23 protein-coding genes are annotated in these 25725 nt (G+C 56.1%); 6 read left to right on the top strand and 17 right to left on the bottom strand.

Features of this window, described 5'->3' with window-relative positions:
• Positions 1-77: 77 nt before the first annotated feature.
• From QUD59_RS08160 to QUD59_RS08150, 3 genes are read left to right on the top strand one after another with little or no spacing between them, the layout of a single operon-like run.
• Positions 78-1595 carry a PAS domain-containing sensor histidine kinase gene (locus tag QUD59_RS08160; RefSeq protein ID WP_286240737.1) on the top strand — a complete coding sequence of 506 codons (1518 nt, stop codon included), beginning with the start codon at positions 78-80 and terminating at the stop codon, positions 1593-1595.
• Positions 1595-2212 carry a response regulator transcription factor gene (locus tag QUD59_RS08155; protein ID WP_286240735.1) on the top strand — a complete coding sequence of 206 codons (618 nt, stop codon included), beginning with the start codon at positions 1595-1597 and terminating at the stop codon, positions 2210-2212. Before QUD59_RS08160 ends, QUD59_RS08155 begins: the two co-directional genes overlap by 1 nt.
• Before the next feature lie 28 nt (positions 2213-2240).
• The gene (locus tag QUD59_RS08150) at positions 2241-2705 is read left to right on the top strand and encodes a GNAT family N-acetyltransferase (protein ID WP_286240733.1); all 465 of its coding nucleotides are present in this window, start codon (positions 2241-2243) and stop codon (positions 2703-2705) included.
• 6 nt (positions 2706-2711) lie between these two features.
• Here QUD59_RS08150 and QUD59_RS08145 read toward each other — a convergent pair whose 3' ends face one another.
• The 7 genes from QUD59_RS08145 to QUD59_RS08115 all read right to left on the bottom strand — a co-directional run bounded on the left by QUD59_RS08145 (position 2712) and on the right by QUD59_RS08115 (position 9312).
• Positions 2712-3509, bottom strand: coding sequence for an alpha/beta fold hydrolase (locus QUD59_RS08145; RefSeq protein WP_286240731.1), 798 nt, complete (start codon positions 3507-3509; stop codon positions 2712-2714).
• Positions 3506-3931: a PaaI family thioesterase gene (locus tag QUD59_RS08140; protein ID WP_286240730.1), complete on the bottom strand. Its 426-nt coding sequence runs from the start codon at positions 3929-3931 to the stop codon at positions 3506-3508. The genes QUD59_RS08145 and QUD59_RS08140 overlap by 4 nt, the downstream gene beginning before the upstream one ends.
• Before the next feature lie 9 nt (positions 3932-3940).
• Complete coding sequence (locus QUD59_RS08135) at positions 3941-4369, bottom strand: PaaI family thioesterase (protein WP_286240729.1); 429 nt, start codon at positions 4367-4369, stop codon at positions 3941-3943.
• Between the two features lie 11 nt (positions 4370-4380).
• Complete coding sequence (locus QUD59_RS08130) at positions 4381-6036, bottom strand: AMP-binding protein (protein ID WP_286240728.1); 1656 nt, start codon at positions 6034-6036, stop codon at positions 4381-4383.
• A gap of 53 nt (positions 6037-6089) precedes the next feature.
• Positions 6090-7235, bottom strand: a complete 1146-nt coding sequence (locus QUD59_RS08125; RefSeq protein WP_286240726.1) for a CaiB/BaiF CoA transferase family protein — start codon at positions 7233-7235, stop codon at positions 6090-6092.
• A gap of 10 nt (positions 7236-7245) precedes the next feature.
• On the bottom strand, positions 7246-8403 hold the full coding sequence (locus QUD59_RS08120) for an acyl-CoA dehydrogenase family protein (RefSeq protein WP_286240724.1): 1158 nt from the start codon (positions 8401-8403) through the stop codon (positions 7246-7248).
• A 153-nt stretch (positions 8404-8556) separates the two neighbouring features.
• Positions 8557-9312, bottom strand: a complete 756-nt coding sequence (locus QUD59_RS08115; protein WP_286240723.1) for a substrate-binding periplasmic protein — start codon at positions 9310-9312, stop codon at positions 8557-8559.
• 153 nt (positions 9313-9465) lie between these two features.
• Between QUD59_RS08115 and QUD59_RS08110 the strand changes: the two genes are divergently transcribed.
• Both QUD59_RS08110 and QUD59_RS08105 read left to right on the top strand, forming a co-directional pair.
• On the top strand, positions 9466-10845 hold the full coding sequence (locus tag QUD59_RS08110; protein ID WP_286240721.1) for an ABC transporter substrate-binding protein: 1380 nt from the start codon (positions 9466-9468) through the stop codon (positions 10843-10845).
• Between the two features lie 3 nt (positions 10846-10848).
• Complete coding sequence (locus QUD59_RS08105; RefSeq protein WP_286240719.1) at positions 10849-12705, top strand: sensor domain-containing diguanylate cyclase; 1857 nt, start codon at positions 10849-10851, stop codon at positions 12703-12705.
• On the opposite strand, the gene QUD59_RS08100 is transcribed toward QUD59_RS08105, so the two are convergent.
• From QUD59_RS08100 to QUD59_RS08060, 9 genes are all read right to left on the bottom strand, one after another.
• Positions 12683-13555 carry a metallophosphoesterase family protein gene (locus tag QUD59_RS08100; protein ID WP_286240718.1) on the bottom strand — a complete coding sequence of 291 codons (873 nt, stop codon included), beginning with the start codon at positions 13553-13555 and terminating at the stop codon, positions 12683-12685. The genes QUD59_RS08105 and QUD59_RS08100 overlap by 23 nt on opposite strands.
• A gap of 74 nt (positions 13556-13629) precedes the next feature.
• Positions 13630-14292 carry an ureidoglycolate lyase gene (locus QUD59_RS08095; RefSeq protein ID WP_286240717.1) on the bottom strand — a complete coding sequence of 221 codons (663 nt, stop codon included), beginning with the start codon at positions 14290-14292 and terminating at the stop codon, positions 13630-13632.
• Between the two features lie 191 nt (positions 14293-14483).
• Complete coding sequence (phnX, locus tag QUD59_RS08090; RefSeq protein WP_286240715.1) at positions 14484-15314, bottom strand: phosphonoacetaldehyde hydrolase; 831 nt, start codon at positions 15312-15314, stop codon at positions 14484-14486.
• 21 nt (positions 15315-15335) lie between these two features.
• Complete coding sequence (locus tag QUD59_RS08085) at positions 15336-16442, bottom strand: 2-aminoethylphosphonate--pyruvate transaminase (RefSeq protein WP_286240714.1); 1107 nt, start codon at positions 16440-16442, stop codon at positions 15336-15338.
• 182 nt (positions 16443-16624) lie between these two features.
• On the bottom strand, positions 16625-18349 hold the full coding sequence (locus QUD59_RS08080) for a putative 2-aminoethylphosphonate ABC transporter permease subunit (RefSeq protein WP_286240713.1): 1725 nt from the start codon (positions 18347-18349) through the stop codon (positions 16625-16627).
• Positions 18350-18355: 6 nt separating this feature from the next.
• On the bottom strand, positions 18356-19423 hold the full coding sequence (locus tag QUD59_RS08075; RefSeq protein ID WP_286240711.1) for a putative 2-aminoethylphosphonate ABC transporter ATP-binding protein: 1068 nt from the start codon (positions 19421-19423) through the stop codon (positions 18356-18358).
• A gap of 115 nt (positions 19424-19538) precedes the next feature.
• Complete coding sequence (locus QUD59_RS08070) at positions 19539-20537, bottom strand: putative 2-aminoethylphosphonate ABC transporter substrate-binding protein (RefSeq protein ID WP_286241010.1); 999 nt, start codon at positions 20535-20537, stop codon at positions 19539-19541.
• Positions 20538-20937: 400 nt separating this feature from the next.
• On the bottom strand, positions 20938-21657 hold the full coding sequence (locus QUD59_RS08065) for a UTRA domain-containing protein (protein WP_286240710.1): 720 nt from the start codon (positions 21655-21657) through the stop codon (positions 20938-20940).
• A 166-nt stretch (positions 21658-21823) separates the two neighbouring features.
• A complete protein-coding gene (locus QUD59_RS08060) occupies positions 21824-22444 on the bottom strand; it encodes an acyl carrier protein phosphodiesterase (protein ID WP_286240709.1) in 621 nt (206 codons plus the stop codon).
• A 132-nt stretch (positions 22445-22576) separates the two neighbouring features.
• Here QUD59_RS08060 and QUD59_RS08055 point away from each other — a divergent pair, with 132 nt between their 5' ends.
• A complete protein-coding gene (locus QUD59_RS08055) occupies positions 22577-24799 on the top strand; it encodes a putative bifunctional diguanylate cyclase/phosphodiesterase (RefSeq protein WP_286240708.1) in 2223 nt (740 codons plus the stop codon).
• A gap of 44 nt (positions 24800-24843) precedes the next feature.
• On the opposite strand, the gene QUD59_RS08050 is transcribed toward QUD59_RS08055, so the two are convergent.
• The gene (locus QUD59_RS08050) at positions 24844-25722 is read right to left on the bottom strand and encodes a diguanylate cyclase domain-containing protein (protein WP_286240707.1); all 879 of its coding nucleotides are present in this window, start codon (positions 25720-25722) and stop codon (positions 24844-24846) included.
• Between the last annotated feature and the right edge of the window lie 3 nt (positions 25723-25725).

Here is a 25725-nt window from a genome sequence, read left to right as displayed (position 1 = left end):
CCCTTATTACTCAAACTATCCTAAAGTCATACCATTATCATCTAGAATTTTTAACAGGGATTTCCCTAGGGACCTCTATGTCAAACACCGCCATCGATGAACTGGCCCAGTGCCGTGAAGTAGCTGACCGCTACCGTCTGCTTGCTGAGCAGTCCACCGATATGATTTCGCGTCATACCCCCACCCCGGAATGGACCTACATCGATGCCAGCCCGGCTGTAGAGCGGGTACTCGGTTACAAACCGGAAGAGATTATCGGCATGGCCGGTTACGAGCAGTTTCATCCGGAAGACGCGGATAACCTGTCAAAACGGGACGATCGGGTACGCTATCGTGAAGGGGTGTACACCAATGTGTACCGCTACCGGCACAAGCAGGGCCACTATATCTGGCTGGAAACCACCAGCCGGGTGATCCGTGATGAACGCGGCAAGCCGATGGAGATTATCTGTGTATCGCGGGATGTGACCGAGCGGGAAGAGGCCCAGCGGAATATGCGTCGTCTGGCACGGGTGGTGGAAGCCTCCTCCGATATGATCATGTTCTGCAACCACGAGACTCACAAACTGACCTACCTCAACGAGTCGGCCTATCACACGCTGGGCAGTGAAAAGGACACCCCGGTTATCTATTACCTGCCCCAACTGTTCAGTCCCGACGTACTCAACGGGTTGGTTAAAGATGCGCTGGAGCACGCCTCTCTGCACGGCGTCTGGTACGGCAGTATCCCGATGCACCTGCCGGAACATCTGAACCGGGTCGCAGAGATTCGCGAAATCATCGCTCATCGTAACCGCCGTGAAGATGACAAGGTGGAGTACTACTCGATCATCGGCCGCGATATCACCCTGCGCCGGCAGGCCGAGGAGGAAGCCAAGCGCCACCAACTGGAGCTGGCGCATATGTCACGCCTGTTGTCGGTCGGCGAGATGGCAACCGGTCTGGCCCATGAGGTGAATCAGCCGCTGGCGACCATTCTCAACTACTGCCACGGCACTCAGCGACGTCTGGAAGATGGCGTCGATGATCCGGTACAGACCGTCTCCGGGGCGATGAAGCTGATTATGAAACAGGCGAAACGCGCCTCGGACATTATCCGCCGGATGCGTTCTTTTGTGCGCAAAACCGACTCACACTGCATTGAATTTTCGGTCAATGATAGCTGTAAGGAGGTCAGTGCGTTCCTCTATCAGGAGGCGCTGGACCACAATATTACCTTTGACTTTCATCTGGATCAGAAGCTGCCCGATCTGGTGGCCGATAAAATCCAGATCGAACAGGTGCTGCTAAACCTGATGCGCAACGCGATTGAGGCCTACAGCGATTGTAAGAAACCCTACAGACCCGTTATTATCAGCACTCGTTCTACCGAGGGCTATATCCATATCTCGGTTGAGGACGAAGCGAAGGGGATCAGTCCCGAAGGGCTGGCTAACCTGTTTGAACCGTTCTACACCTCCAAATCAACCGGACTGGGCATGGGCTTATCCATCTCCCAGACCATTATTGAGACCCACGGAGGCCAGCTCTGGGCTGAAAGTGACGGCAAAACAGGTACGCACTTTTATCTGAAACTGCCGTTAAGAGAAGAATAATGCAAGCAAACCTGACCGGTACTATCTACATCGTTGATGACGACGAAGACTTCCGTGACTCTATGCAGTGGTTGCTGGAATCAGCCAATCACAAAGTGATCACCTTCCCTTCGGCGCGGGATTTTCTGAATAATTTCGACGGTGAGATCGGCTGTATGCTACTGGATGTCAGGATGCCGGAGATCAACGGTCTGGCCCTGCAGCAGATCATGCAGGAGCGTGGTATCAGCATGCCGATCATCGTGATCTCCGGTCACGGCGATATCCCGATGGCGGTCAGTGCAATGAAACAGGGCGCGATGGATTTCCTCGAAAAACCGTTTGATGGCGATGTCCTGTTGCGTCTGGTCAACCGGGCCCTGAGCAAAGCCAGCCAGGTACGCGATGAACAGGGCGCTCAGCAGGAGATCCTCGACTGCTACGCCAACCTCAGCCGCCGCGAAAAAGAGGTGATGGCACTGGTTGTGGCTGGCAACGCCAACCGCCAGATCGCCGAAGAGCTTGATATCAGCCCGAAAACCGTTGAAGTCCACCGCTCACGGGTCATGAGCAAAATGCGCGCCGGCAGCCTGCCGGAGCTGGTTAAACAGGCCGCGCAAATCAACGATCTGGGCTGATGCCCACCTGTCTGCAGGGGGCGATCGGATGATCCGGATTCGCCCCTTTCAAAGCCGCTATGCCCGCCCGATCAGCGACCTTTTCCATCATGCTGTGCACAGCATCAACCCGGCGATCTATTCCTTGCAACAGCAGGAAGCCTGGGCACCAACGCCGCCAGACTATGCAGAATGGGCAACCCGACTGGAACAGACCCGTCCGTTTATCGCCGAATCCGGTGGCCGGCCTGTCGGCTTTATTGAGCTGGAAGCAGACGGCCATATCGACTGCTTTTATACCGACCCCGACACTCAGGGTCAGGGCGTCGGCTCGGCCCTCTATCAGCACCTGCTACATCAGGCGCAGCAACGGGGCCTGAAGCGCCTCTATGTTGAAGCCTCCCATCTGGCAAAACCGGTGTTCCGGCATTGGGGATTCGAGGTGGTTCGGGAAAACCGCGTTCAGAGAAACGGGATTGAACTGATCAACTTCAGTATGCAGAAATCGCTTTAAGCCGGTTCAGGTATGCTGCCGAATAAACGCCGCCATTAATTGCATGACTTCCTCACCGGCCTCCAGATGGGGGACATGACCGCAGTTATCCACAAAGCAGGCCTCGGCATGGTCGCCAATACCGGTGCAGATATCGGTGACCTGTTCCGCCACGCCGTACTGATCCTGCTTCCCCTGCATAATCAGTGACGGGCAACGGATATCGCTGAGCCAGGGACTGAAATCCATATTCTGATGGCAGCTCTCACGCAGCCAGGTTTCTGACCAGGCGCGAAACAGATGATCGGTCCGCGCTTCATGGTAACGTGCGAGGCGCGCTGGCAGATCTGTTGTGCGATACAGTTCCACCGCTTCACGAATCCCTTTCAGGGTCAGGTGATCGGCATAGAGATGAGCTGCTTCAGTGATCATCGCGACAACACGGTCGCCAAGTGCCGCCGCACCGATCAGGGCGATAGTGCCACCATCGCTGTGGCCGATCAGCACTACCTTATCCACACCCGCCGCATTCAGGACTTCGCCCAGACGCTGCTCGCCCTCGGGAACCAGGTAGTCATCGGCCCGGGGCAGAGTAATCGGTGAGGAGAGGCCATAACCCAGACGCTCATAGATCAGCACACTGCAGCCGAGGGTTTCAGCCAACTGCGCCGGAAATTGTTTCCACATCCGGATATGACCCAGCGCTTCGTGCAGGAACACCAGCGTTGGTTTACCGGCACCCTGCGGATGAATGCCATGCAAAGCGTGGATTTGCTGCCCGTCAGGCAGGGTCAGCATACGATCGGCCCAGGTGATACTACTCATCCGCGCTGCTCCGGTACCGGAATGGAATAGGTCATGGTGGCATGCGCCACCGGTTCTTCATCCCCGGCAGAGAGAATGGAGACTTCACCCACCCCCAGCCGTTTTCCCACCTTGAGCATCTGTGCTTTGGCGATAATATCGCTGTCTGCCGCCGGCTTGCGCAGGAAATTAATATTCAGGTTGGTGGTCACCGCCAGCGCGACCGGTCCGATCTTACTGAGCAGTGCCGCATAGACCGCCACATCAGCCAGCCCCATCATGGCAGGGCCGGAAACCGTACCTCCGGGGCGCAGGTGCTGATCATCCACCGGCAGGCGCATGGTTGAGGTGCCATTGCCCAGTTCCAGCAGTTCACCGTACTGGGCGCCCTGAGGAAAGTGTTCCTCAAGGAACTGCTGCATCTCGGTAAAATTCATCTTCATCGCTTCAGCCTACTCCAGATTAACCAGTGCCAGCGTCACCGTGGCTTTGGCCACCAGCTTGCGCACTTTATCGACCGTGTAGATTTCACCTTCGGCCACGCTCAGCATGTTGCCGGCTTTAATGACCCGGGCTTCACACTCCAGAATCAAACCGCTGGCGGGGCGTAACAGGTTAACACTGAAATCGGCGGTAAGTACCCGCTGATTGGCAGCGATCAGCGTAGCCGCCGCAGTACCACAGCTATGATCCGCCAGTGTCGCCTGCACCCCGGCATGGACGAAGCCATCCTGTTGCTTGTGGTTTTCGTTCAGGACAATCCGGGTCCGGCAGAAGCCGGGGCTGAACTCAAGCAGTTCAGCCCCGAGCAGTCGGATAAAGGGCGCCTGATCGAAAACCCGGCGAGTTTCTGTCTCGTAGTCCGGGTTTTTCGGTTGCATGAGCCCACCCCTTATACGTTGGCGTCGCTCTCATCGCGCGCTTTGTTACGCAGAATAAAACGCTGGATCTTGCCGCTCGGCGTTTTTGGCAGTTCATGCATAAATTCGATCTCACGCGGGAAGGCATGGGTCGACAGACGGGTACGCACCAGTTGCTTCAGCTCATCTTTCAGCTCGTCAGTCGGATCAAATTCACGCTTGATCACCACATAGGCCTTGATGATCGCGCCGCGTTTGGAATCCGGTTTACCGACCACGCCAGATTCAGCCACCGCTTCATGCTCCAGCAGAGTGCTCTCCACATCTGCCGGCCCTACACGGTAACCGGCCGTGGTAATAATATCGTCATCACGCCCGGTGAAGGAGTAACTGCCGTCACCGTGACTCATCACCACGTCGCCGGTCAGGTAGTACTTACCATGGAACGGATTTTTCTCCTGCCAGGTGTAGCCCTGGAAGAAGAACAGCGGAGAGTTATCCACATCCACTGCCAACTGGCCGGTTTCTCCCTCAGTGATCTCGTTGTAGTCACCATCCAGCGCCACCACACGATGACCCGGCATAGAGAAGCCCATAGACCCCACCCGGACAACACTCTGTTCCAGATCGTGATGGTTGCAGGCGGTCATACCGGTTTCGGTCTGGCCGTAATGATCCATCACCGGGCAACCCAGCCGTTTATCCACCCAACTGATCACTTCAGGGTTAAGTGGCTCGCCGGCACTGCTGGCCACGCGCAGATTAAATTTATCATCCGCACCCAGCACATCATCGTTAGCCATCAGCATACGATAGGCTGTAGGCGCTGCCGCCAGATTCGTGATGCTGTATTTACGCAGCATGTCGTAGGTGGTTTCCGGGGTGAACGCCGCTTCACAGAAGTGGGTGGTGTTACCCAGCAGAAGCGGCCCTACCACCGCGTAGTAGAGGCCGTAAGCCCAGCCCGGATCTGCGACGTTCCAGTAGGTATCTTCCGGACGCAGGCCAATGGCAAAACGCATGTAGACGTAGAACGAAAGAATCGCACGGCTCGGTACCGCCACCCCTTTGGATTTACCCACGGTGCCGGAGGTAAACATCTGCAGGAAAGGCTCATCCTTGCCGATGCGAACCGGTTCGAACTCGGCAGACTGGCGGCCGACTTCAGCACCAAAATCAGGATCCCCGGCGTATTTAGCGTCGGCCTGATCACGGTTAACCATCAGGACAGGTGGGCAGCCGGTTACATCATCCAGCTTGTGACGGTTAGCCGGATCAGTGACCACCAGTTTGGTGCTCGCCTGCTGTACCCGGTATTCAATGGCACCCGAACCAAAGGCGGTGAACAGCGGCTGATACACCGCACCCGCACGCAGGGTACCCATAATCACTACCAGTAGCTCCGGCGTACGGGGTAGCAGCGCCGCAACCCGGTCACCTTTACCGATGCCCTGAGAATTGAGGAAATTAGCGAACTGCGCAGCTTTTTCCTTAAGCTCGACAAAGGTAAGCTGTGAAGACGGACGCTCAGCACCTTCGTACTTGAGCGCAACCCGATCACCTTCGGCCCACTTATCAACAATCTCTTCGCATACGTTGAAGCCATCCTTGAGATTGCCGATCATCAGCTCTTCGATCATGGCCGGGTCAAACTTATCGTAGTAGTCCTGATAGTTTTCCGTAGTCATTTTATTTCTCTCATATTTATCATTGTTATTCTTAACCGCAGGCAGGCATGGCATCAGCCACACAACCCTGACTGCCGGAAGCTCTCTAACTCTTGTTTATCCAGCCCGCTGCGGGCCAGTACTGCATCGCTGTCCTGTCCCCGGCTCGGGGCGGGGTCAGGTAAAGACGGGGATTGCCCGTTAAAGCGGATCGCCGGTGCGATCTGGCGCTCGCCACGGGCACCGGTCAGCAGCATTTCGCGGGACTGAAACAGTTCATGTTCTGCCGCTTCGGTGATGCTCAGAACCGGTTCCACACAGGCATCCACCCCGGCAAAGCGTTGCTGCCAGTGAGCCAGATCCTGCTGGATAAAGATCGCCTGCAGGCGCACTTTCAGGGTCGCATCATCCAGACAGGCCAGCTCAGCAGCGTTCAGAGTTTCCAGCAAACGCTGCTTAAACTGTGGCTCCAGACTGCCAACGGCCATATAGCGTTGATCACGGGTCCGGTAGTAATCGTAAAATCCGCCACCGTTGAGAAAGTGACTTTCGTAGCTCTCTACACGGCCACCGTTCAGGGCACCGGGCGCCATCAGCGCCTGTAACGCCAAACTGTTATCCGCCATGGAGATATCAATGTGGCTGCCCTCTGCCGTGCGCTGTCGCTGAATTACAGCCGCCAGTATGCCGATCACCGCCGGGTGCGAACCGGCGGCAATATCCGCCACCTGTACGCCGAGCGGTGCAGGCCCCTGAGCGGCCCGACCCATATGGCTGGCGCAACCGGAGAGGGCAAGAAAGTTAAGATCATGGCCGGCCTTTTCGGCGTAGCTGCCGGTCTGACCGTAGCCAGTAATCGAGCAGTAGATCAGCCCGGGATGAGACGCCTTGAGGGCCTCGTAACCCAGACCCAGCCGATCCATAACACCGGGACGGAACTGCTCGATGATGATGTCAAATTCATCCAGCAGACTGTGGATAACTTTAACCGCTGCCGGATGCTTCAGGTCGAGACAGAGGGATTGCTTGCCCCGGTTGAGGTAGCGGAACGCCGCGGACTGCCCTTCAATCTGCGGCTCCATGCTGCGTACCAGATCATCCCGGCTCGGAGATTCCAGACGCACCACCTCTGCGCCCAGATCCGCCAGCAGCATGCTGGCGTAAGGCCCGGGCAACAGGGTCGAAAAGTCGAGAATCTTAAGTCCGTTAAGCGGCTGCATCGATCAGCTCTCAGTTGAATTCGCGCAGAATTTCACGGGCGATAATCAGGCGCTGAACCTCACTGGTTCCCTCGTAGATCGAGGTAATACGTACATCTCGGGCATAACGCTCCAGCGGATACTCCTGCATGTAGCCATAACCGCCCAGAAGTTGCAGTGCGCTGTAACAGGCCTGATTGGCTTTTTCGCTGGCAAAGACTTTGGCCATTGAGGCTTCCTTAGCAAACGGCAGACCCCGCTCTTTCCGGTCCGCAGCGCTCATCAGCAACAGGCGCGCCGCTTCCAGATCGGTGTAACGGTCTGCAATCATCCACTGCAGCCCCTGAAAGTTGGAGATAGCCTGACCAAACTGCTTGCGTTCGGTGGTGTAAGCGGTGGCAAAATCCATCGCCGCCAGACCTACGCCCAGCGCCAGTGAACCGATACCGATACGCCCACCCGCCAGTTCGGCTACCGCCAGACGGAAACCATCGTTAAGCTGACCGAGAATCGCCGATTCCGGCACTTCAACATTATCGAAGTGAACTTCATTGGTCGCCGAACCATGCTGGCCCATTTTCTTCTCAGCCGGGCCTACCGTAATACCGGCACTGTCCGCATCCACCAGGAAACAGGTAATACCTTTGCCTTTCTTCGCTTCCGGATCCGTGACGGCCCAGACCACAAAGACACCGGCAAACTCAGCGCTGGTAATCCACTGTTTAGTACCGCTGATGGCGTAACCCTGATCAGTTTTCACCGCCTGAGTGCGCATAGAAGCCGGGTCGGAACCCGCACCGGACTCGGTCAGGCAGAAACTGCCGGCAGCATACTCACCACTGCAGATCAGCGGCAGGTAATGGCTTTTCTGCTCATCGGTGCCCATCGCCTGAATAACTTCTGCCACCATATTGGTGACCGACATGGTCACCGCGGTTGACGCGCAGGCACGGGCGATCTCGGTCATGGCCACACTGAACGCCACGACACCGGCTTCAGTACCACCGTATTCGCCCTGAATATTCAGTCCCATAAAGCCCAGTTCAGCGAGCTTTTTACAGTTGGCCAGCAAAATGGATTTGTCTTTTGTCTGATCCAGTTTCTCGGCCACCGGTGCCAGTTCAGTTTCGGCAAAACGCCTGGCGGTGTCCTGGATCAGTTGTTGTTCTTCTGTGAGTGAGAGATCCATAAGGGTTTCCATGTAGGGGTTTACCCTAATCTATACCTTAAATTTACGTTAAGGTAAAGCATGTAACCACTCAGTCGGGATCAGAAAAGGGGAGTCTCAGGCAACTTCGGGAGGCTGCCTTTACGGGAGATCAAAGGCTGCCACGGCCGGAGATCAGGGGGTCTCAATATAATGCCGGATAAGCCGCTGTAGTGTGCCATCCTGTTTCATCTGATGCAGGGCGCTGTTGACAGGTTCGAGCAGTTCCGGGTGATCGCGGTTAATCCGCAGTTTCAGCGCGGAGCGATTAACCACCGGCCCGATCTCAATCAGATGCCTTAACCGGCGCGCCCGGGGCTCATTTCTGAACAGATACGCGAGCTCGTTCCGGTCGATAATCCCGGCATCGACCCGCCGGTCTGCCACCATCATTAACTGAGCGGTGCTGCGGGTACTGTCCTGACGTAAAAACAGATGATCACCGACATAGCCGTAACCCAGTACGGTGGCGATCCTTTTACCTTTCAGATCCGTCAACTGGTGGTAGGGAAAAGCCTGCCCCCGGGCAAAAATCAGCACCTCTTCAGACGCCAGAACAGCCTCGCTCCAGAGATCTTCCGCCCCGCCATCCTGCGGCAACCGCCAGAGCGGGTTCACACAACACTCCAGTTGCAGGTCACCACTGCGAAACAGCATCTGAGCACGTTTGGGGGGCAGAGTACCGGGCAGGGCCTGAACAGACACCGGCAGATTCAGGTATCGGTCGAGCGCTTGCATCAGATCACTGAAGATCCCTTCGACGCCCGCTTCTGAAACAATCCAGTAGGGTACCCAGCTCTCATCCGTCACTGCGTAACGGTAGTTTTTGTCCTCTGCCTGAACCGGCAGGGAGAGTAACACGATCAGACTGATGCAGCAGGCTCTGAACATTCTCCAGAATTCCCCATTTCTCTGTATTTTAGCGTCAGGGTCCCGACAGATGACCTATACTTCCAGACACATTGCACTTTTTCTCTATAGTCTGCCTGCCGTATATGACATAAGCTTGATAAAAAACCTGAGGGTTCATGTGAGTTTAGCAGTATGAAAAGAGTAGCTGCGGCCCTGATCCTGCTACTGGCGTCGATTATTGTCATCACACTGGCTGCCTCTAACCTGTTGTCACAACATCAGGCCGAGGCGGACGCCTATCAGTTTTTCGAACCCAAACGTGAAGCGTCCATCCGGATTCTCTGGGCTGAGTGGAAACCCGCTGACTATCTGCAAACTCTGGCCGATGAGTTCACCGCCGAAACCGGTATCCGGGTTGAGGTGGCACAGCGCTCCTGGTCTGAATTCCAACCACACTTTGCCAGCCATATGGCGGAAAAAAGCGCCTATTACGATATGGTGATCGGCGACTCCCAATGGCTGGGCTTCGGTGCCGAAAACGGCCACTACATTAACCTCAGTCACTGGGTCAGAGATCACAATGTCCTGCAGGCGTTTGTGCCGGCAGCGATGAGCGGCTACGCGGAGTACCCCAAAGGCAGCCATTTTTACTGGGCTATTCCGGTAGAGGGTGACGCCATGGGCTTTGCCTACCGTAAAGACCTGTTCAACGATCCGCAGGAACAACGTAACTTTCAGCAGCGTTATGGTTACCCTCTGGCTGTCCCGCAAAGCTGGCAGCAGCTTTACGACCTGGCCGAATTTTTCAACCGCCCGGCAGAGGAGCTCTGGGGGCTGATGGCCTGGGCTGATCCTCATTATGATGGCCTGACCATGGCCATGCAGTCGGTGCTCTGGTCCTGGGGTGCAGATCTGGGTGACCGCCAGAGCTATAAGATCCGGGACTACCTCAACAGCGGTCAGGCAACAACGGCACTGGCCTTCTACAAGCGCCTGCTGCAGTTCAACAACCCCGAATGGCGTGATTATTATCTGGACACCCACGCCAGCTCCAACAAGCCCTTAATCGACGGTCAGGTCGCCATGGCGATGACCTATTTTGCCATCGCCCCGGAGCTGCTCGATCCTGAGAAGAACCCTTATGCCGATCAGATTGGCTTTTTCCCGACCCCGGGAGGCCCCGGGGGCCGGGCGACCTCGCTCGGCGGTCAGGGTATCTCGGTGATCAGCTACTCGAAGAAAAAAGAGCACAGTTTCCGTTTTCTGCGCTGGTTTATCCGCAAGCAAACCCAGGCCCGCTGGTCGGAGCTGGGCGGACTGAGCTGCCACATTGAAATTATGCACTCACCGGCGTTTATCAATGCCTCCCCCCTGCACGCAGCCTTCAGCGAATCCTTCGGCTTTGTCCGCGATTTCTGGACCGTACCGGAGTATGCCGAGCTGCTGGAAAGTTCCCAGCGTAACTGGAGCCAGTACCTGTTCAGCGACAGGATTTCGGCCCGGGACAGCCTCGATAACCTGACCCGGGAGTGGGAGGATATTTTTGAATTTCACGGTTACTACAAAGAGTAAGGCATGAAGCGAATCGGACTGAAATGGGAACTGATGCTGCTCTGTATCCTGCTGGTGACCCTGCCCACCGTGCTGATGGGGGTCGCCGGTTATTTCTCCTACCAGCGCTTTGCCCATAACGAACTGGAATCACGTCTGCAGCAGAGCAACAAAGAGATTGTCTCGCTGGCTTATGACCTGATCGACCAGAACGACCGGGTTCTGCGCCGCGAGGAGGGGCTGGTTCTGAAACGGATCATTTCGGTGGCGGAGCTCAGTCAGAATATACTCTCCACCTTACCTTATGCAGCCCAACCGGTACCGGGGGAGCCACTGCATCATACTCTTCTGCAACATATGGCCGGCGTGCGCCTGAATCGCAGCGGACATATTTTTCTGCTGAATGAACAAAATCAGGCACTGATCAATCCGCAATTTCTTGCCGACGCGTCCAGTGTCCGTTTCTACAATGGCTTTATCACCCGAATTGAACAATCCCGCGCCCGGTTGCTATCCGGCGAGGTGGTCACCATCCGCTATCCGTGGCGACAGACCGCCGATGGCGTCTACCTCTACCGCCAGAGTGCACTGGCCTACCTGACTAACTGGCAGATGGTGGTGGGTGTCACGATCAATGAAACCGACTACAAAAGCAGTAACCTGATCCACAAACTCCAGAACCAGCTACGTTTGCGGATGGCCCATGAAAAGATCGGTGAGCATGGCTACCTCTGGGTATTCAACAGCCGCGGTGAATATGTGGTTTCCCGGGATCACCTGCGCGACGGTGAAGATATGTCTGATATCCGCGATCAGCATGGGCACTCTCTGGTCAATCACATCATCAGTACCGCGATCAATCAACCGCCGGGGGATACCCGGATGGTTTACTATCAGTGGCGCGGACTGAATGATAGATCGCCCATTCCCAAAGCAGCAGCGGTCAGTTACATCCCCGAATGGGACTGGGTGATCGGTGCCAGCGCCAGCCTGAATGATTTCTATGCCGGTCTTTATGAGATCCGTAACCGGATCTTCCTGATCTGTGCCCTGTTCATCATTCTCGGATCGATCATCGCCTATATCTTTGCCGAGATGATCACTCAGCCGATCAAACATCTGGAAGCGCTGGCCGTCAAAGCCGCAGACGGCGATCTCAGCGTGCGGGTGGATCATGAACTCACCTCCCAGCACTCGGAGGTTCGCTCACTGGCCAAGGCATTTGCCAAGATGATCCGGAATCTGAGCCAGTTAATGCAGCAGAAGGAGCAGAGCGGGCAGATGCTCTCCCTGCAAAATGAAGCGTTACTGGAATCGGAAGAGAAGCTTAAGTCAGCCCTGCAGGCGCTCGAAGAGGAGAAACAGAAACTCCATACTCAGGCCATTACCGACCCCCTGACCAATCTGCTCAACCGGCGTGGATTCTCCCTCGCCGGACACCGCGAATGGCACCGGAACCAGCGCGATGACGCGGCGCTGACCATCGCCATGATCGATATCGATTACTTCAAGCAGATTAACGACAGTCACAGCCATGCGGTGGGTGATGAGGTGCTGATTCAACTGGCCAACCTGCTGCGTGAACAGATCCGGCAGAGTGATCTGGTCGCCAGAATCGGCGGGGAGGAGTTTGCCCTGATTCTGAACCAGCCGCTCGGAGAAGCTGAAGTGGCGCTGGAGCGCCTGCGAAAACTGGTCGAAGCCAACCCGGTAACACTGCAGGATCAGGTGATCCCTTACACCATCAGCATCGGCGCTGTGGAGGCCCGGGCCGGCCAGTACAGCAGTCTGGAAGCGGCACTGGATGCCGCAGATAACAACCTTTACTGCGCCAAGCGTCAGGGCCGGAACTGCCTGATCAGCGAATTAAAATCGGCCTGAGAGAGAGGGCCTTACCCTGTTGTGCCTGCTCGATAGCCGGCAGAATATCCTGATTCGGCCACAACCCGGTCTGCAATGCCTGAGCATAAACCGGGCTGAGGTTTTCCTGCGCCATCCGCGCCACGGCTGGCGCAGGATCATAATCTAACCGCTCCCAGCGCGCCTCTGTACCATCAGCCTGCGGCGTCAGCAGCAGATACCAGCCACCGGTTCGGGCATCATTAGCGGGCATGCCGATCACCCCGGCATTCAACCAGTAACCCCGCTCCAGCGCCTGACCAAACGGCAGACCGCAATGCCCTGCCAGCACCACATCAGCCCCGGCCAGATCCAGTTGCTGCTGTTTGTACAGGGGGTCACTGCTGGCGAAGATAAACTCATTGATACGGCTGACACTGCCATGCACAACCCGGTAGCGTTTACCCTGCAGTGTGAACCCGATCACCCGCGGTAACCTGCCCATCCAGTGGCAACAGTCCGCGTCCAGCCTCTGCTGCGCGTACCGATACCAGTCTACCGCCAGCAACGAACAGGCGGAGCCCTCGTCAAAGCCACAGCCACAATCAACGGCGCCGGCTGCCAGCGACTCCTCACAGTTGCCCATCAACAGGTGACAGCCCCACTGCCGCAGCAGTGTAACGGTCTCCACAGGCTCTGCGCAGTACGCCACCAGATCACCGGTACAGATCACCCGTTGCGGCGGTATGCCCAGTGTTTCAGCACGCTGCTGCATCGCGCGGGTCGCCGCCAGATTACTGTAAGGCCCGCCAAACACCAGCAGAGGCTCGTTGATCTCTCCCAGTTGCATCATCACTTCGTCGCCCGATTCATTCAGATCAACTGGCAGCATACCTGATCCGGGCGCAAAACCCAGCCGACGTTGTAAAGGACGAAACACACCCGGTGCCAGCGGCGCACTTCAGCTCATACCGGCTGTGGCAGGTCACTCAGATCGATCTGTAGCAAGCAACCGAACTCCCGTGGGAAATCAACCGAGACCCGGGCATGTACCGCTCCCTGCTCATCATAGAAAGATTGTTCACCGGAGATCGCAAACACCCCCTCATGCCAGATTCCCGGATGGATACACAGCCCCTGTTCACCGCTGAACCAGAAACAGACAAACTGATCCGGCTGAACATCGTCTCCCGGCAGCGCCAGAGGCACCAGAAACGGGCGTTTCTGATTGGGGAAAAACAACTGACCTCCATCCGGATGATAGTTGGCGTGCCACAACAGCAGTTGCTGCGGCGCCTGCTGATGATCCTCCTGTGCCAGCTCCGGTGCCTGACCGTAGCCCAGAATATAGTGCCCGCCTACCGCCTCGTTGCTGCCGTAGAGCAGATCACCACACCAGCGGGAGAAGAAGGTTCCCTGCGTGGTGCCACCCTCATCACCGGTACCCTCATCCACGGGACGCCAGCCCTGTGCCGGCCAGCGGACAATTTCAATTTCTGCCGCTTGCGGGGAATCCACCAGACGGCCATAAGGCGCAATGTTCTCTTCCGTGGCGACAATCACCGGAATATTCACCCACGGCAGATCCGCAGGAATTTGTGGATTGAGGTAATCAGGCTCAGATTTCATTTTCAGGACGCTCGCAATATCAGATAACTCAACAGCTACGCAGCAAACCTCATAGGGTTCAATGAACCGTATAACCGGGAGCTGAAAAAAAGCCCGTCACCACAGGAGTGACGGGCAATAAGGTAACCGGGTAATACAACCTTCAGCCCCATGGCTGAAGCGCATGCGGTTACCGCTCTCACATGAAACGGTCATGGCTGCTCGCCACAGGCAAGGCGCGCTTCGATATCTTCGATCACCTCAGGCAGATCCGCGATCGAATCGATCACATAGTGGGCACCACAGGCACGGAAGCGGGCGTAAGCCTGCTGTCTCAGGCTATCCTGTTCCGCTTCGCTGAGCGCCTGCCACGCTTCCAGATCCAGACCCACTTCATTACCGCTGATCGCTACACCTACCGTCCAGCACCCGGCGTTGAGTCCCTCTTCAATGCCGATCAGGGTGTCATCCACCTTCACCACCGACTGTACCGCTTCGATCTCCAGCTCCAGCATATTCTTCAGAGTCATATGTGGATAAGGACGCCCCTTAGGTACATCCGGCGCACAGACATTAGACGCCGGCTGGTAGCCCTGCCCGGCCGCTTTCGGCAGCAGATCAACGATCATCTCCGCTGCGTAGCCGGTGTTGGCGCCGATCTTGATCTGCTGCGCCTGAAGGTAGTTTAGGGTCTCCAGCGCGCCCGAAATCAGCGTTGCCCGTTCAGCAATTGCTGCGATCTGCAGCGGTACAAAATCGTTATACAGGCGATCGATTACCACCTCATCCGCAGGCTGGCCATGGGCCTCCTGCCATGCCTTATGAACCCGCGGCATCGCCAGAATCTGACGGATATGTTCACGTTTCTCGGCACCCATCGGGGCACGGGCTTCATCCAGACTGATCTCAACCCCGTTTTCAGCAAACAGCGCACAAAACGCCTTAATCGGTGCCAGTGAGCCAAAATCGATGGTGGTTCCGGCCCAGTCAAAAATCACCGCGGTCACCGGACCGGTATAGCTACGCTTGTAAGAAAAGCTCATTGTTCAATCCTGTGTTAACTCTCAAAGTGTGATCTGCATCTCATCCAGCACGGCGGCCATCGCCTCCAGCAACTGGTCGACCTGTTCATCAAACAACTGACCGATATGCCCCAGACGGAAGCTTTCCGCCTCAGTCAGCTTGCCCGGATAGATGATAAAGTTGTGGGCCTTGAGGCGGTCATAGAACTCACGAAACTCAAAGTTCTCATGCGCCGGGCTGAAGAACGTGGTGATAATCGGCGACAGCCACTGATCTTCCAGCAGGGTACGGAAACCCAGTTGGCGCATGCCGGCAACCATGCGGTCCCGGTTGCGCGCATAACGGGCATAACGGCCTGCGGTACCGCCCTCGGCTTCGTGTTCTTTCAGCGCCTGCAGAAAGGCGGCCACCACATGGGTCGGCGGCGTGAAGCGCCACTGCCCGGTTTTCTCCATGTAACGCCACTGATCGTAAAGATCGAGGCTGAGGGAGTGCGCGTTGCCCTCACAGGCCTCCAGTACCGGTTGCCTGATGATCGCGTAACCAAAGCCCGGCACCCCTTCAATACACTTGTTGGCGGCCGAAATCAGCGCGTCAAATGGCAGGGTCTGTGCGTCTACCGGCAGTGCGCCAAAGGCACTCATGGCGTCGATAATCAGGCCACGACCGGCCTGCCGAACCACCTCTGCAATCTCCGCCACGGGATTAAGAATGCCGGAGCTGGTTTCACAGAAAACCAGCGCCACATGGCTGATCGACGGGTCTTCTGCCAGTCGCGCGGCCACGGCTTCAGGCTGCGGCGGCGCATAGTCGCCCATATCGATCGCACAGGATTCACGCCCCATATAAGCCAGAGACTGCGCGATCCGTTTGCCATAAGCACCGTTCATCAACACCAGCACCTTGCCATCTTTCGGCACCAGAGTGCCCAGCGTCGCTTCCACTGCAAACGAGCCACTGCCCTGTACGGGTACACAGACATGGCTTTGTTCAGCGTTGGCTAACTGCAGAATCCGCTGCCGGACCTCCGCGGTGATGGCATTAAAATCCTGATCCCAGGATCCCCAATCAGACAGCATCGCCTGCTTCGTGCTCATGCTGGTATTGATCGGTCCCGGTGTTAGCAGGAAAGGCTGTTGGCTACTCATGGTGGCTCCGGTTACATCTTGCAGCAGACGGCTTTTATGCGCCTGCGAGGTTAATCCAGGGTAATAATCTGCGCGGTCTATGATAATTGGTATAGACCAGATTATAACAGCGCAAAGCGATGACAATTTGGTTAAATTATTCCCCCGGTGCTTACGTTTCAGCCCCGGGGGCAACGCGGCGGCTAACTGTTACGCCAGCGCTGGGTTCGTTTCAGCAGGTAGTGGGAAAAAGCCCAGTGCAGGAGCTTGGCCAGAATGCAGGTGAGCATAATCAGCACCCCCATCGCTGCCGCAGGGGCAATATCTCCGGCATCATCCATATTCAGTACCGAGACCGAGGCGAGCATGGTGTCGGCAGAGTAGATAAACACGACCGCCGATACGGTGGTCATGGCATTCATAAACAGATAACTGCCGATCTCCAGCAAGGCGGGCAGGGATACCGGCAGAATCACCCGCCAGAAGGTGATGTAAAACGGCACTTTGAGCGAAGCGGAGACCGCTTCAAACTCACTGTCGATCTGTTTCAGCGCGGTAATCGCCGTCAGGTGGCACACCGTATAGAAGTGAGAGATCGTGCAGATCACCAGAATCGACATGGTGCCGTAGATTCCGTTCAGCGGATTGTCTGGTGCATTAAAGAAAAACACGTACGCCAGTCCCAGCACCATACCGGGTACGGCCAGCGGGATCATCGCCACCAGATGGTAGAGGGTGCGCAACAGCTTCAGCCCCTTCACCTTCTCCACCAGATAAGCGTTGTAGAAGATAAAGAAGGTACCGCACAGCGCCGTCCAGGCCGCCATCTCCAGAGAGTTGTAGTACGCGCCCCAGCCACCGCCGTCCATCAGGTCGAACTCATAGTTACTCAGGCTCAGTTCCAGATTGTAGGGCCAGAAGCTGACCAATGAGGCGTACACGGCCATCCCCAGAACGGTCAGGATAATCACCGGTACCGGCAGGCAGAGCAGGAGCATAATCCAGTCACGCTGAGGCTCTTTTTTCGGCACCAGCGGCGCGGCCCGGGATGAGAGTAACGCCACCTGTTTCCGCTGTACCCAGCGATCCACGGCAAACGCCAGTAACGCCGGGAGCAACAGTACCACCGATACCACAGCACCCATTGAGAAGTTCTGCTGCCCGATCACCTGCTTGTAGATATCAGTGGCCAGCATGTTGTATTGCCCACCAATCACTTTGGGCACGCCAAAGTCGGTGATGACCAGCGTAAAGACCACGAACGCCGCACTGATCAGACCATACTTGATCGATGGCAGGGTGATGGTGAGAAAGGTGCGCAGACCTGAAGTGCGCAACACTTTTGCTGATTCATAAAGCCGCGCATCGGTATTCGACAGCGCCGTAATCAGAATCATCAGCGCATGCGGGAAACACCAGAACGCGGAGCCGATCACGATACCGATCGGACCGTAGATGGTCTCGCCCATCAGCATCCCTTTGAGCACGCCCTGATTACCAAACAGGTAGACCAGAGAGATCGCCGGCAGCAAAGAGGGCGCAAAGATCGGCGCCATCAGCAGAATCCGGAAGATTCCCCGTCCCGGCATGCAAGTACGGGTCAGCGCATAGGCGGTGAGCAGCGCCAGACTGATCACAATCAGCGTGGTAATCGCTGCAATCGTCAGTGTATGGGTGATCGACACCGAGAGTGACGGGGTGGCGAAATACTCCACATAGTTACTCAGGCCGATAAAGTTGCCCTGTTGATCTTCCAGACTCTTCGACAGAATCGAGTACAGAGGCATCACCAGCGTAATCAGCAGAATGACACTGGCTACCAGCAGGCCGCCGCTCTGCAGAATCTGGTCACGGGAAAGGCTGGCTTTGGGGGTGTTAATGGCCGTCTCACCGGTCAGGGTGGAGGGCAGGTTTTCGTAAATACTCATCGTCTTTTATCCGGCAAACAGATGCAGTCGTTCTTCCGGAAGGTCAAGCACCAGGCGATCCCCCAGAGTGATATTGAGGTCGCGGATATCGTTCATGGAAAAGTCTGCAATCACCGGCTCCGCAATCCCGTCTACATTCAGTTCTGAACGCACGAAAGAGCCGAGAAATTCCATTGCACCGACACCGGCAAGCAGTTGGTTAGCCGACTTCGCCGTGTTGCGCACCCGGATATCTTCCGGCCGGATCGCCAGCCGGGCACTGCCGTTAACCTGACCTTTAGCCGGACGCAGGCAACGCATGCTTTTGCCGCCCAGAGTGACGGTTTCATGGTCAAGCACGCTGCAGGGGAAGAAGTTCATAGTGCCGACAAATTCCGCTACAAACGGGGTCGCCGGTTCGCTGTAGATCTCTTCCGGGGTACCGACCTGCTCGATCACCCCCTGATTCATCACCACGATCCGGTCGGCCATCGACAGCGCCTCCTCCTGATCGTGGGTGACCATAATCGTGGTCACACCCAGCTTGCGCTGCAGTTCTTTAATCTCATGGCGCAGGTGCAGACGCACCCGTGCATCCAGTGCCGACAACGGCTCATCCAACAATAAAAGTCCGGGTGACGTTGCAATCGCCCGTGCCAGCGCAACGCGCTGCTGCTGACCACCGGAGAGTTGCCCCGGGTATTTCGCATCCGCATCCGGCAGACCGATGGTTTCCAGCAGTTCACTGACTCTGGCCCGCTGTTCAATTCGCGGTGTTTTGCGATTACGCAGGCCGTAGGCGATATTCTCCGCCACGGTCAGATTGGGAAACAAAGCATAAGACTGAAAAACAATGCCGAAGTCACGTCGATCGGGCGACAGCCAGGAGATATCGCGCCCGGCCTGAACAATCCGCCCGTTCGTCTGAATATCCAGACCGGCGATCGCACGCAGCAACGTGGTTTTGCCACAACCGGATGGCCCAAGGAAGCAAACAAATTCCCCCTCTTTTATCTCCAGCGAGATATTTTTTAATGCAACAAAATCACCGAATTGTTTATCCAGTTCTATGATTTTCAGGTAGGAATCCGTCATGGCCTGGGTCCTGCTGAGGTGGCGATATCGCCTGTGAATAAAAACAACGAGAGGAGCAGGCTCCTCTCAGAAAATGCGCCCCTCACGATGCGGGGCGCGGTGTCCGTGCAATCCCTTATTTAGGTTCGGACTTGCTGTCGTAACGGGTCTGCCACTTAGCCAGAATTTCCTTACGGTTTTCTGCAGCCCAGGCAAAGTTGTTATCGATCATCAGCTCTTCAGCGTTGCTCGGGAAGTACTCAACCGGCTGTGCAATACCCGGCATAGCGACAACCGCATAGCCTTTGTTGTACATGGTGTTGGCTTCTTTGGACGCGATGAAATCCATCAGCTTCTGAGCCGCTGCCAGTTTCTGCGTGCCTTTTACAATCGCAGCCGCTTCCATATCCCAGCCCAGACCTTCAGTCGGGAAGACCAGATCCAGTGGCGCGCCTTTCTTCTTCAGCTTGGCGCCACGGAAGGCGAAAGAGATACCAATGGCGGTTTCACCGGCAGCCGCCAGCTTACAAGGCTTGGAACCCGAATGAGTGTAACGGCTGATGTTCTGGTGAAGGCCGTCCATGAATGCCCAGCCTTTCTCTTCACCGTACATCTGCAACCAGGAGGAAACGTCGAGGAAACCGGTACCGGAAGAGTTCGGGTTCGGCATGATCACATGGCCTTTGTAGACCGGCTTGGTCAGATCGGCCCATGAAGTCGGTTTAGGCAGGTTGTGCTTTTCAGCTTCTACCGTGTTGAAGCAGATAGACGCGATCCAGGCATCCATACCCACCCAGGAAGGCACTTCATCAGCATCGCGGAATTTAGCAGACAGGTTCTCAACACCCTGTGGCGCATAAGGCTTCAGCATATCCTGACCTTTCAGCACCAGAAGAGAGGTGGCCGCCAGACCCCAGACCACATCGGCCTGCGGGTTTTCTTTTTCTGCCAGCAGTTTAGCCGTTACGATACCGGTGGAATCACGCACCCACTTGATCTTGATATCCGGGTTTTTCTTAGTGAATTCAGAAGCGTAGCGTTTCAGATCTTCTGCTTCTACTGCTGTGTAAACAGTCAGTTCAGTTGCCGCCTGAGCGGTACCCATCAGCGCTGTACCGGCCAGCAGGCCCGTCATCAGCGTAGTACCAAGTTTGTTTGCAAATTTCACCGTCTTCTCCTTAACCTTATAAGTTATCTGGTCTAGACCAGTAGATAGTGAAATATGATAGATAGCCTTTTTGACGTTTATGTTACGTGATTGTTTTTTTCTCTAATCCATCCCCGACCTTTTCTAATGCGAAGGAACCCGTGCGGTACTCTGGCTTCAGGATATACAGAACACGAACAGGACGGATGCTCAGGTTCCCCGAGGTACATGGGCCCGCCGTGACGGCCCGGGGAAGGGATCAGACAGGGTCAGAAAATGTTAGCGGATCAGGGGAAACTGTTTGCAAGATCAGGGCGTAACACCAAGCCCTCACGGCGGGGGGGCCTCAGCGCAACCCGAGTGCCAAGAAGACGGGGGCAGAGGTTGCTTAGTTTTCGCCAATCGACACCTGAAGCTGCATGGCATCATGCCGCCAGTGTTCGATGTCGTACTCCATCACTTCACCACCGGGGGTATAAGAGAGACGTTGAATCTCAATGCAGGTGTAGCCCGCCGGTGCCTGCAGCAGTTCGGCCTCACGCTCGGCCAGAGAGCCCACGGTCAGACTCAGCTCAGCTTTTCCATAGCGGGTGCCATAATCATTATGCAACACACGGCTGACGGATTGTTCCAGCTCCCGCTGCCCGATCTCCGGCAGCAGCTTCTCCCGCAGGAAGATCTGCTCAACGTAAACCGCACGACCGTTTGCGCCACGCAGGCGGTGCAGCTCAACCAGCGGTTCGCCCACCTCAATCCCCATCCGCTGCGCCAGTTCCGCATCGGCCCGGATCTGCTGCTTGAGCAGTTGCCGGCTGAAAGGGGCTAACCCCTGTTCGGCGACATAATCCATAAAATACATCACCCGGCTCGGGTCATAGTTGATACGTGCCGGGGTCACAAACCAGCCGCGCCGGTTAGAACGATAGATCACCCCCTGAGCTTCCAGTTGCTTCAGCGCTTCGCGGGTTGTCACCCGGGTGGTCTGCAGCCGTTCACTGATCTCCCGCTCGGAAGGCAGCTTGTCATCCGGGTTCAGATCCCCTTTGCGGATACACTGGCGAAGGTACGCAACAACAGAAGCGCTGGTCACAGGTTTACGGGTGGTCATTAAGCTGAAGATCCTTTACTGGCTGGGGCCGGAAGGCCGCTATGCTAACGCAGACCCGCCCCTGGCGTATGTGACAATCCGGCGAAACTTTTATGAAACCGATCATAACCTATTGCCTGTCCACGGCGTAGGTTTTGTGGCGGATACAATCAGCCCGCCGACAGCATCAGCCCTGCGCCGGGCTACCCGGTTCGTCCACCGGATGCCGCTCAAGCGCGGCGTCATCTACCGCGGCACAGAGCTGCGGAAAGAAGCGCAGAAAGCCCTGTTCGATCGCCTCTTCATGCTGACGCAGTTCAATGACCGCACCGGCAAACTGATGCGGGAAGCGAATCCGGGTGGCGACCCGGTCCAGCGCATAGCCGATGCCCTCAATCTCGGCATAACTGCTGAACCAGTCCTGTTCAGTAATGCGCCGGGTAACCTGCTGCATAGGCAACGGCATCAGCGCACGGCCGCGCTGCAGGTTGGCATAATAATCCCGGCAGCTATCGCTGAATGACCGCTCACTGTAGCAATGCCAGTGTTTAATAAGATAGTGATCGAACACCATATCCAGCATGATGCCGGCAAAGCGACGTCGCGGCTGACTGATCAGGCTTTTCAGCTCACGTACCTGCGGATGCTGGTCGGTGAAACGATCCACCAAGCGGTGATTGAAGAGCCCTCTGCGCACGGCTGAGGGGAGTTGGTCAGGCCTGATACCACGGGCAAAGTCACCCAGCAGATTCCCGACCTGGGACTCTACCGAGCTTTGCGCCAGAAACAGGTGGGCAAGGTAATTCATCGCTCTATTTTAACCTGCTTTGATCTGCCCTGCCGACAGCCCGGTGCCCGGCCAAAAAAGGCCCCGGAAAATCTACAACTTGCGGTATCTGTGCATATACTTAACTATGATCATTCGATCTGAGGGATATGCATGTCTGATGAACTCATTGTGTTTGCAGAGGAGCCGCAACGCCAAGCCAGCTCCGAAGCGAAAGGGAGTCTTAGACCATGGAAGGTGCTCGTTGTTGATGATGACAGAGATGTACACGAGGCAACAAAATTTGGCCTGAAAGGTCTGGTTTTCATGAACCAGCCGCTGCAACTGCTGCATGCCTATTCCGCAGATGAAGCGCGCGCTTTGCTCACCCAGCACGAAGACGTCGCGGTGGTTCTGCTCGACGTGGTGATGGAGACCGAAACCGCCGGGCTGGATCTGGTCAGAGTGATCCGTCACGACCTGCAGATGACCAACTGCAGAATTATCCTGCGCACCGGCCAGCCCGGGTATGCTCCCGAAATCGAAGTGATCCTGAAGTACGATATCAACGATTACAAAAACAAAGCGGATCTGACCCGCACCCGGCTCTATACCTCAGTAACCGCGGCGCTGCGCTCCTACTCAGAAATGGTCACCATCGATACCAGCCGGCGGGGGCTGGAACAGATTGTCCGTGCCTCGAGCGAACTGATGTCGCGGCACGGCATTAACGACTTGGCTAACGGCATCATCACCCAGCTTTCGGCCCTGCTCGGGGTTCCTGAAGAGGGCATTATCTGCTGCCGCAGTAAGATAACTGAACAGGATGAGCATCAGTTTATTATCGTCGCCGCTTCCGGCAAACAGGCAATCAAAGCGCAGAACGCCCGCCCACTGGAAGACCCGGATATCAAACAGATGCTGCAACGAGCCATCAGCGAGCAGCGCAGTATTGATGATGAACACGCCTGCGTGCTCTATTTCCCCAGCGAGATGCGCGACGATATTCTGCTCTATCTCGATATACAGCGCCCGCTGGAGGAGACAGAACACCAGATTCTGGAGGTTTTCTGCAGCAATATTTCGGTCTGTCTGGATAATGCGACGATTCTGGACCGTTTACACAATCACGCCTATTTCGACTCGCTGCTGGACATCCCCAACCGAATCTCATTTGCCAACCATATCGATAAGATGCTGCTGGGGCAGAGCCATAACCTGATGCTGTCGCTGATCGACATCGACCACTTCAGCGGCATCAACGACACACTGGGTGCTCAGTCAGGTGACGAACTGCTGCGTCTGGTGGCACAACGCCTGACCGAGATGCTGCCGGCCGAGGTCTTTGTCAGCCGGGTGTCCGGCGATACCTTCGGTCTGCTCGGGCCACGTTCACTGCTCGAGCCCGCCCGGATAAAAGCCGGATTTTTTGACCCTTTCAGCCTGTTTGGTGATGAGCTGGTGATCTCGGTAACTCAGGGTTACTACCAGCTCAACGACAGCAACCTGAGGGGTAACGATGCGATCAAACGCGCCAATATTGCGCTGAAAAGGGCGAAGACTATCGTCCGCGGCGAGGCGATTGAATACACTCAGGAGATTGAACGCGAAACCCACCAGCGGATGCTACTGTTACAGGGGCTGCGTCGTGCCTACAACGACAATGAGCTGTTCCTCGCCTATCAACCCCAGATCGACCTCCGCACGGGTCAGGTGACCGGGTTTGAAGCCCTGATGCGCTGGCGCACCAAGAATGGCACCATGATCGGTCCGCAGGAGTTTATCCCGGTCGCTGAAAGCTCAGGCATGATTATCCCGCTGGGTAAGTGGGTGATGGATACTGCCATGGCCGACTTGGTTCGACTGGAGCAGCAGTTCGGCCTGAAACTGCAGATGGGGATTAATATCTCTTCGCTGCAGTTCCGCCACCCCAACTTCCTTCACACCATCCGCAGTCGTCTCGACCGGCTGGAGGTGTCCGCCAGCCAGATCGAGTTCGAGGTAACCGAGTCTGTGGCGATGATGGATACCGAGAATGTGCGCGAGATTCTGGCCACCATCCACGAGTATGGTGCTCAGGTCGCCATCGACGATTTTGGTACCGGATTTTCCTGTCTCAGCTATCTGGAAACGCTGAATTTTGACCGCCTGAAAATCGATAAATCCTTTGTCGATAAAATGCTCGATGAGCACACCAGCACCCATATACCGGAGATGATCATCAGCCTCGGCAAAGATCTGAATATGCAGGTGATCGCAGAAGGGGTAGAAACCCTCGAGCAGATGGAACACCTCCGGCAGCTCGACTGTGACCAGGCACAGGGGTTTTATTTCGCGCGGCCAATGGAGTTCAGTCAGCTACAGAAATGGTTGCAGTTACATCTGGCCGGAGATTAAAAGACGACATGCCCCTTCAACCTCAGAGGCAAAGGGGCTGACAGTTACCCGGTCGGGCAGACCCGGTTACGGCCGAGCCGTTTGGCCTCAGCCAGAGCCTGATCACAGCGCCCCAGCCACTGTTCGATCGCTTCACCAGACTGATACTGCGCCACCGCCATACTGCAGGTCAGGCGAATTTTTTCCGGCTCCAGTTGCTCAATGGACTGACGCAGCGCCTCCGCTTTCTCCTCAGCCGCCTTCAGGTCACACTGTTCGAGTAACAGGATAAAGGTCTCTCCGCCAAAGCGGGCCGGCAGATCACCTTTACGCAGGTTCTGCAACAGATGGTCACCCAACTGGCTGAGTACCTTATCCGCCTGCATATAGCCGTAGTGATTATTGATCTGTTTGAAGTGATCCAGATTAAACAGCACCAGACTCAGCGGCAGGCTGTGACGCTCCGCCTCTGCCATCCGTTTCACCGCTGTTTCAAGCAGATAATAGCGGCTGTAAAGGCCGGTCAGCGAGTCTTTCAGCACCATCTCCCGCAACTTTTCCTGCTGTTTTTTCAGGGTGACATGGGTATTGACCCGGGCACGTACCACCGAAGGCCGCACCGGTTTGGTAATGTAATCGACCGCGCCCAGTTCAAAACTCAGCTCCTCATCCCGCTCCTCTCCCCAGGCGGTCACGAAGATCACCGGCACATCCTTCAGCCTTGGCAGCGCCTTAAGCTGCTTACACACCTCCAGCCCGTTTATATCCGGCATTTCAATATCAAGCAGTATCAGATCCGGTACGGGGCCAGCCTGCAACTGCTGCAGACACGCCTGGCCACTGGTGGCCGCACGAATCTCGTACTCCTCTTTGAGGCAGTTTGCCAGCACCTTAATATTGGAGGGCATATCATCTACGATCAGTACCACCGGGGTGTCTTTCACGGT

It is taken from the genome of Neptuniibacter halophilus, assembly GCF_030295765.1.
Taxonomy (GTDB): Bacteria; Pseudomonadota; Gammaproteobacteria; order Pseudomonadales; family Balneatricaceae; genus Neptuniibacter; species Neptuniibacter halophilus.
The sequence above is the reverse complement of the archived record's forward strand: the minus strand, read 5'-3'. Positions and strand labels throughout refer to the sequence as shown.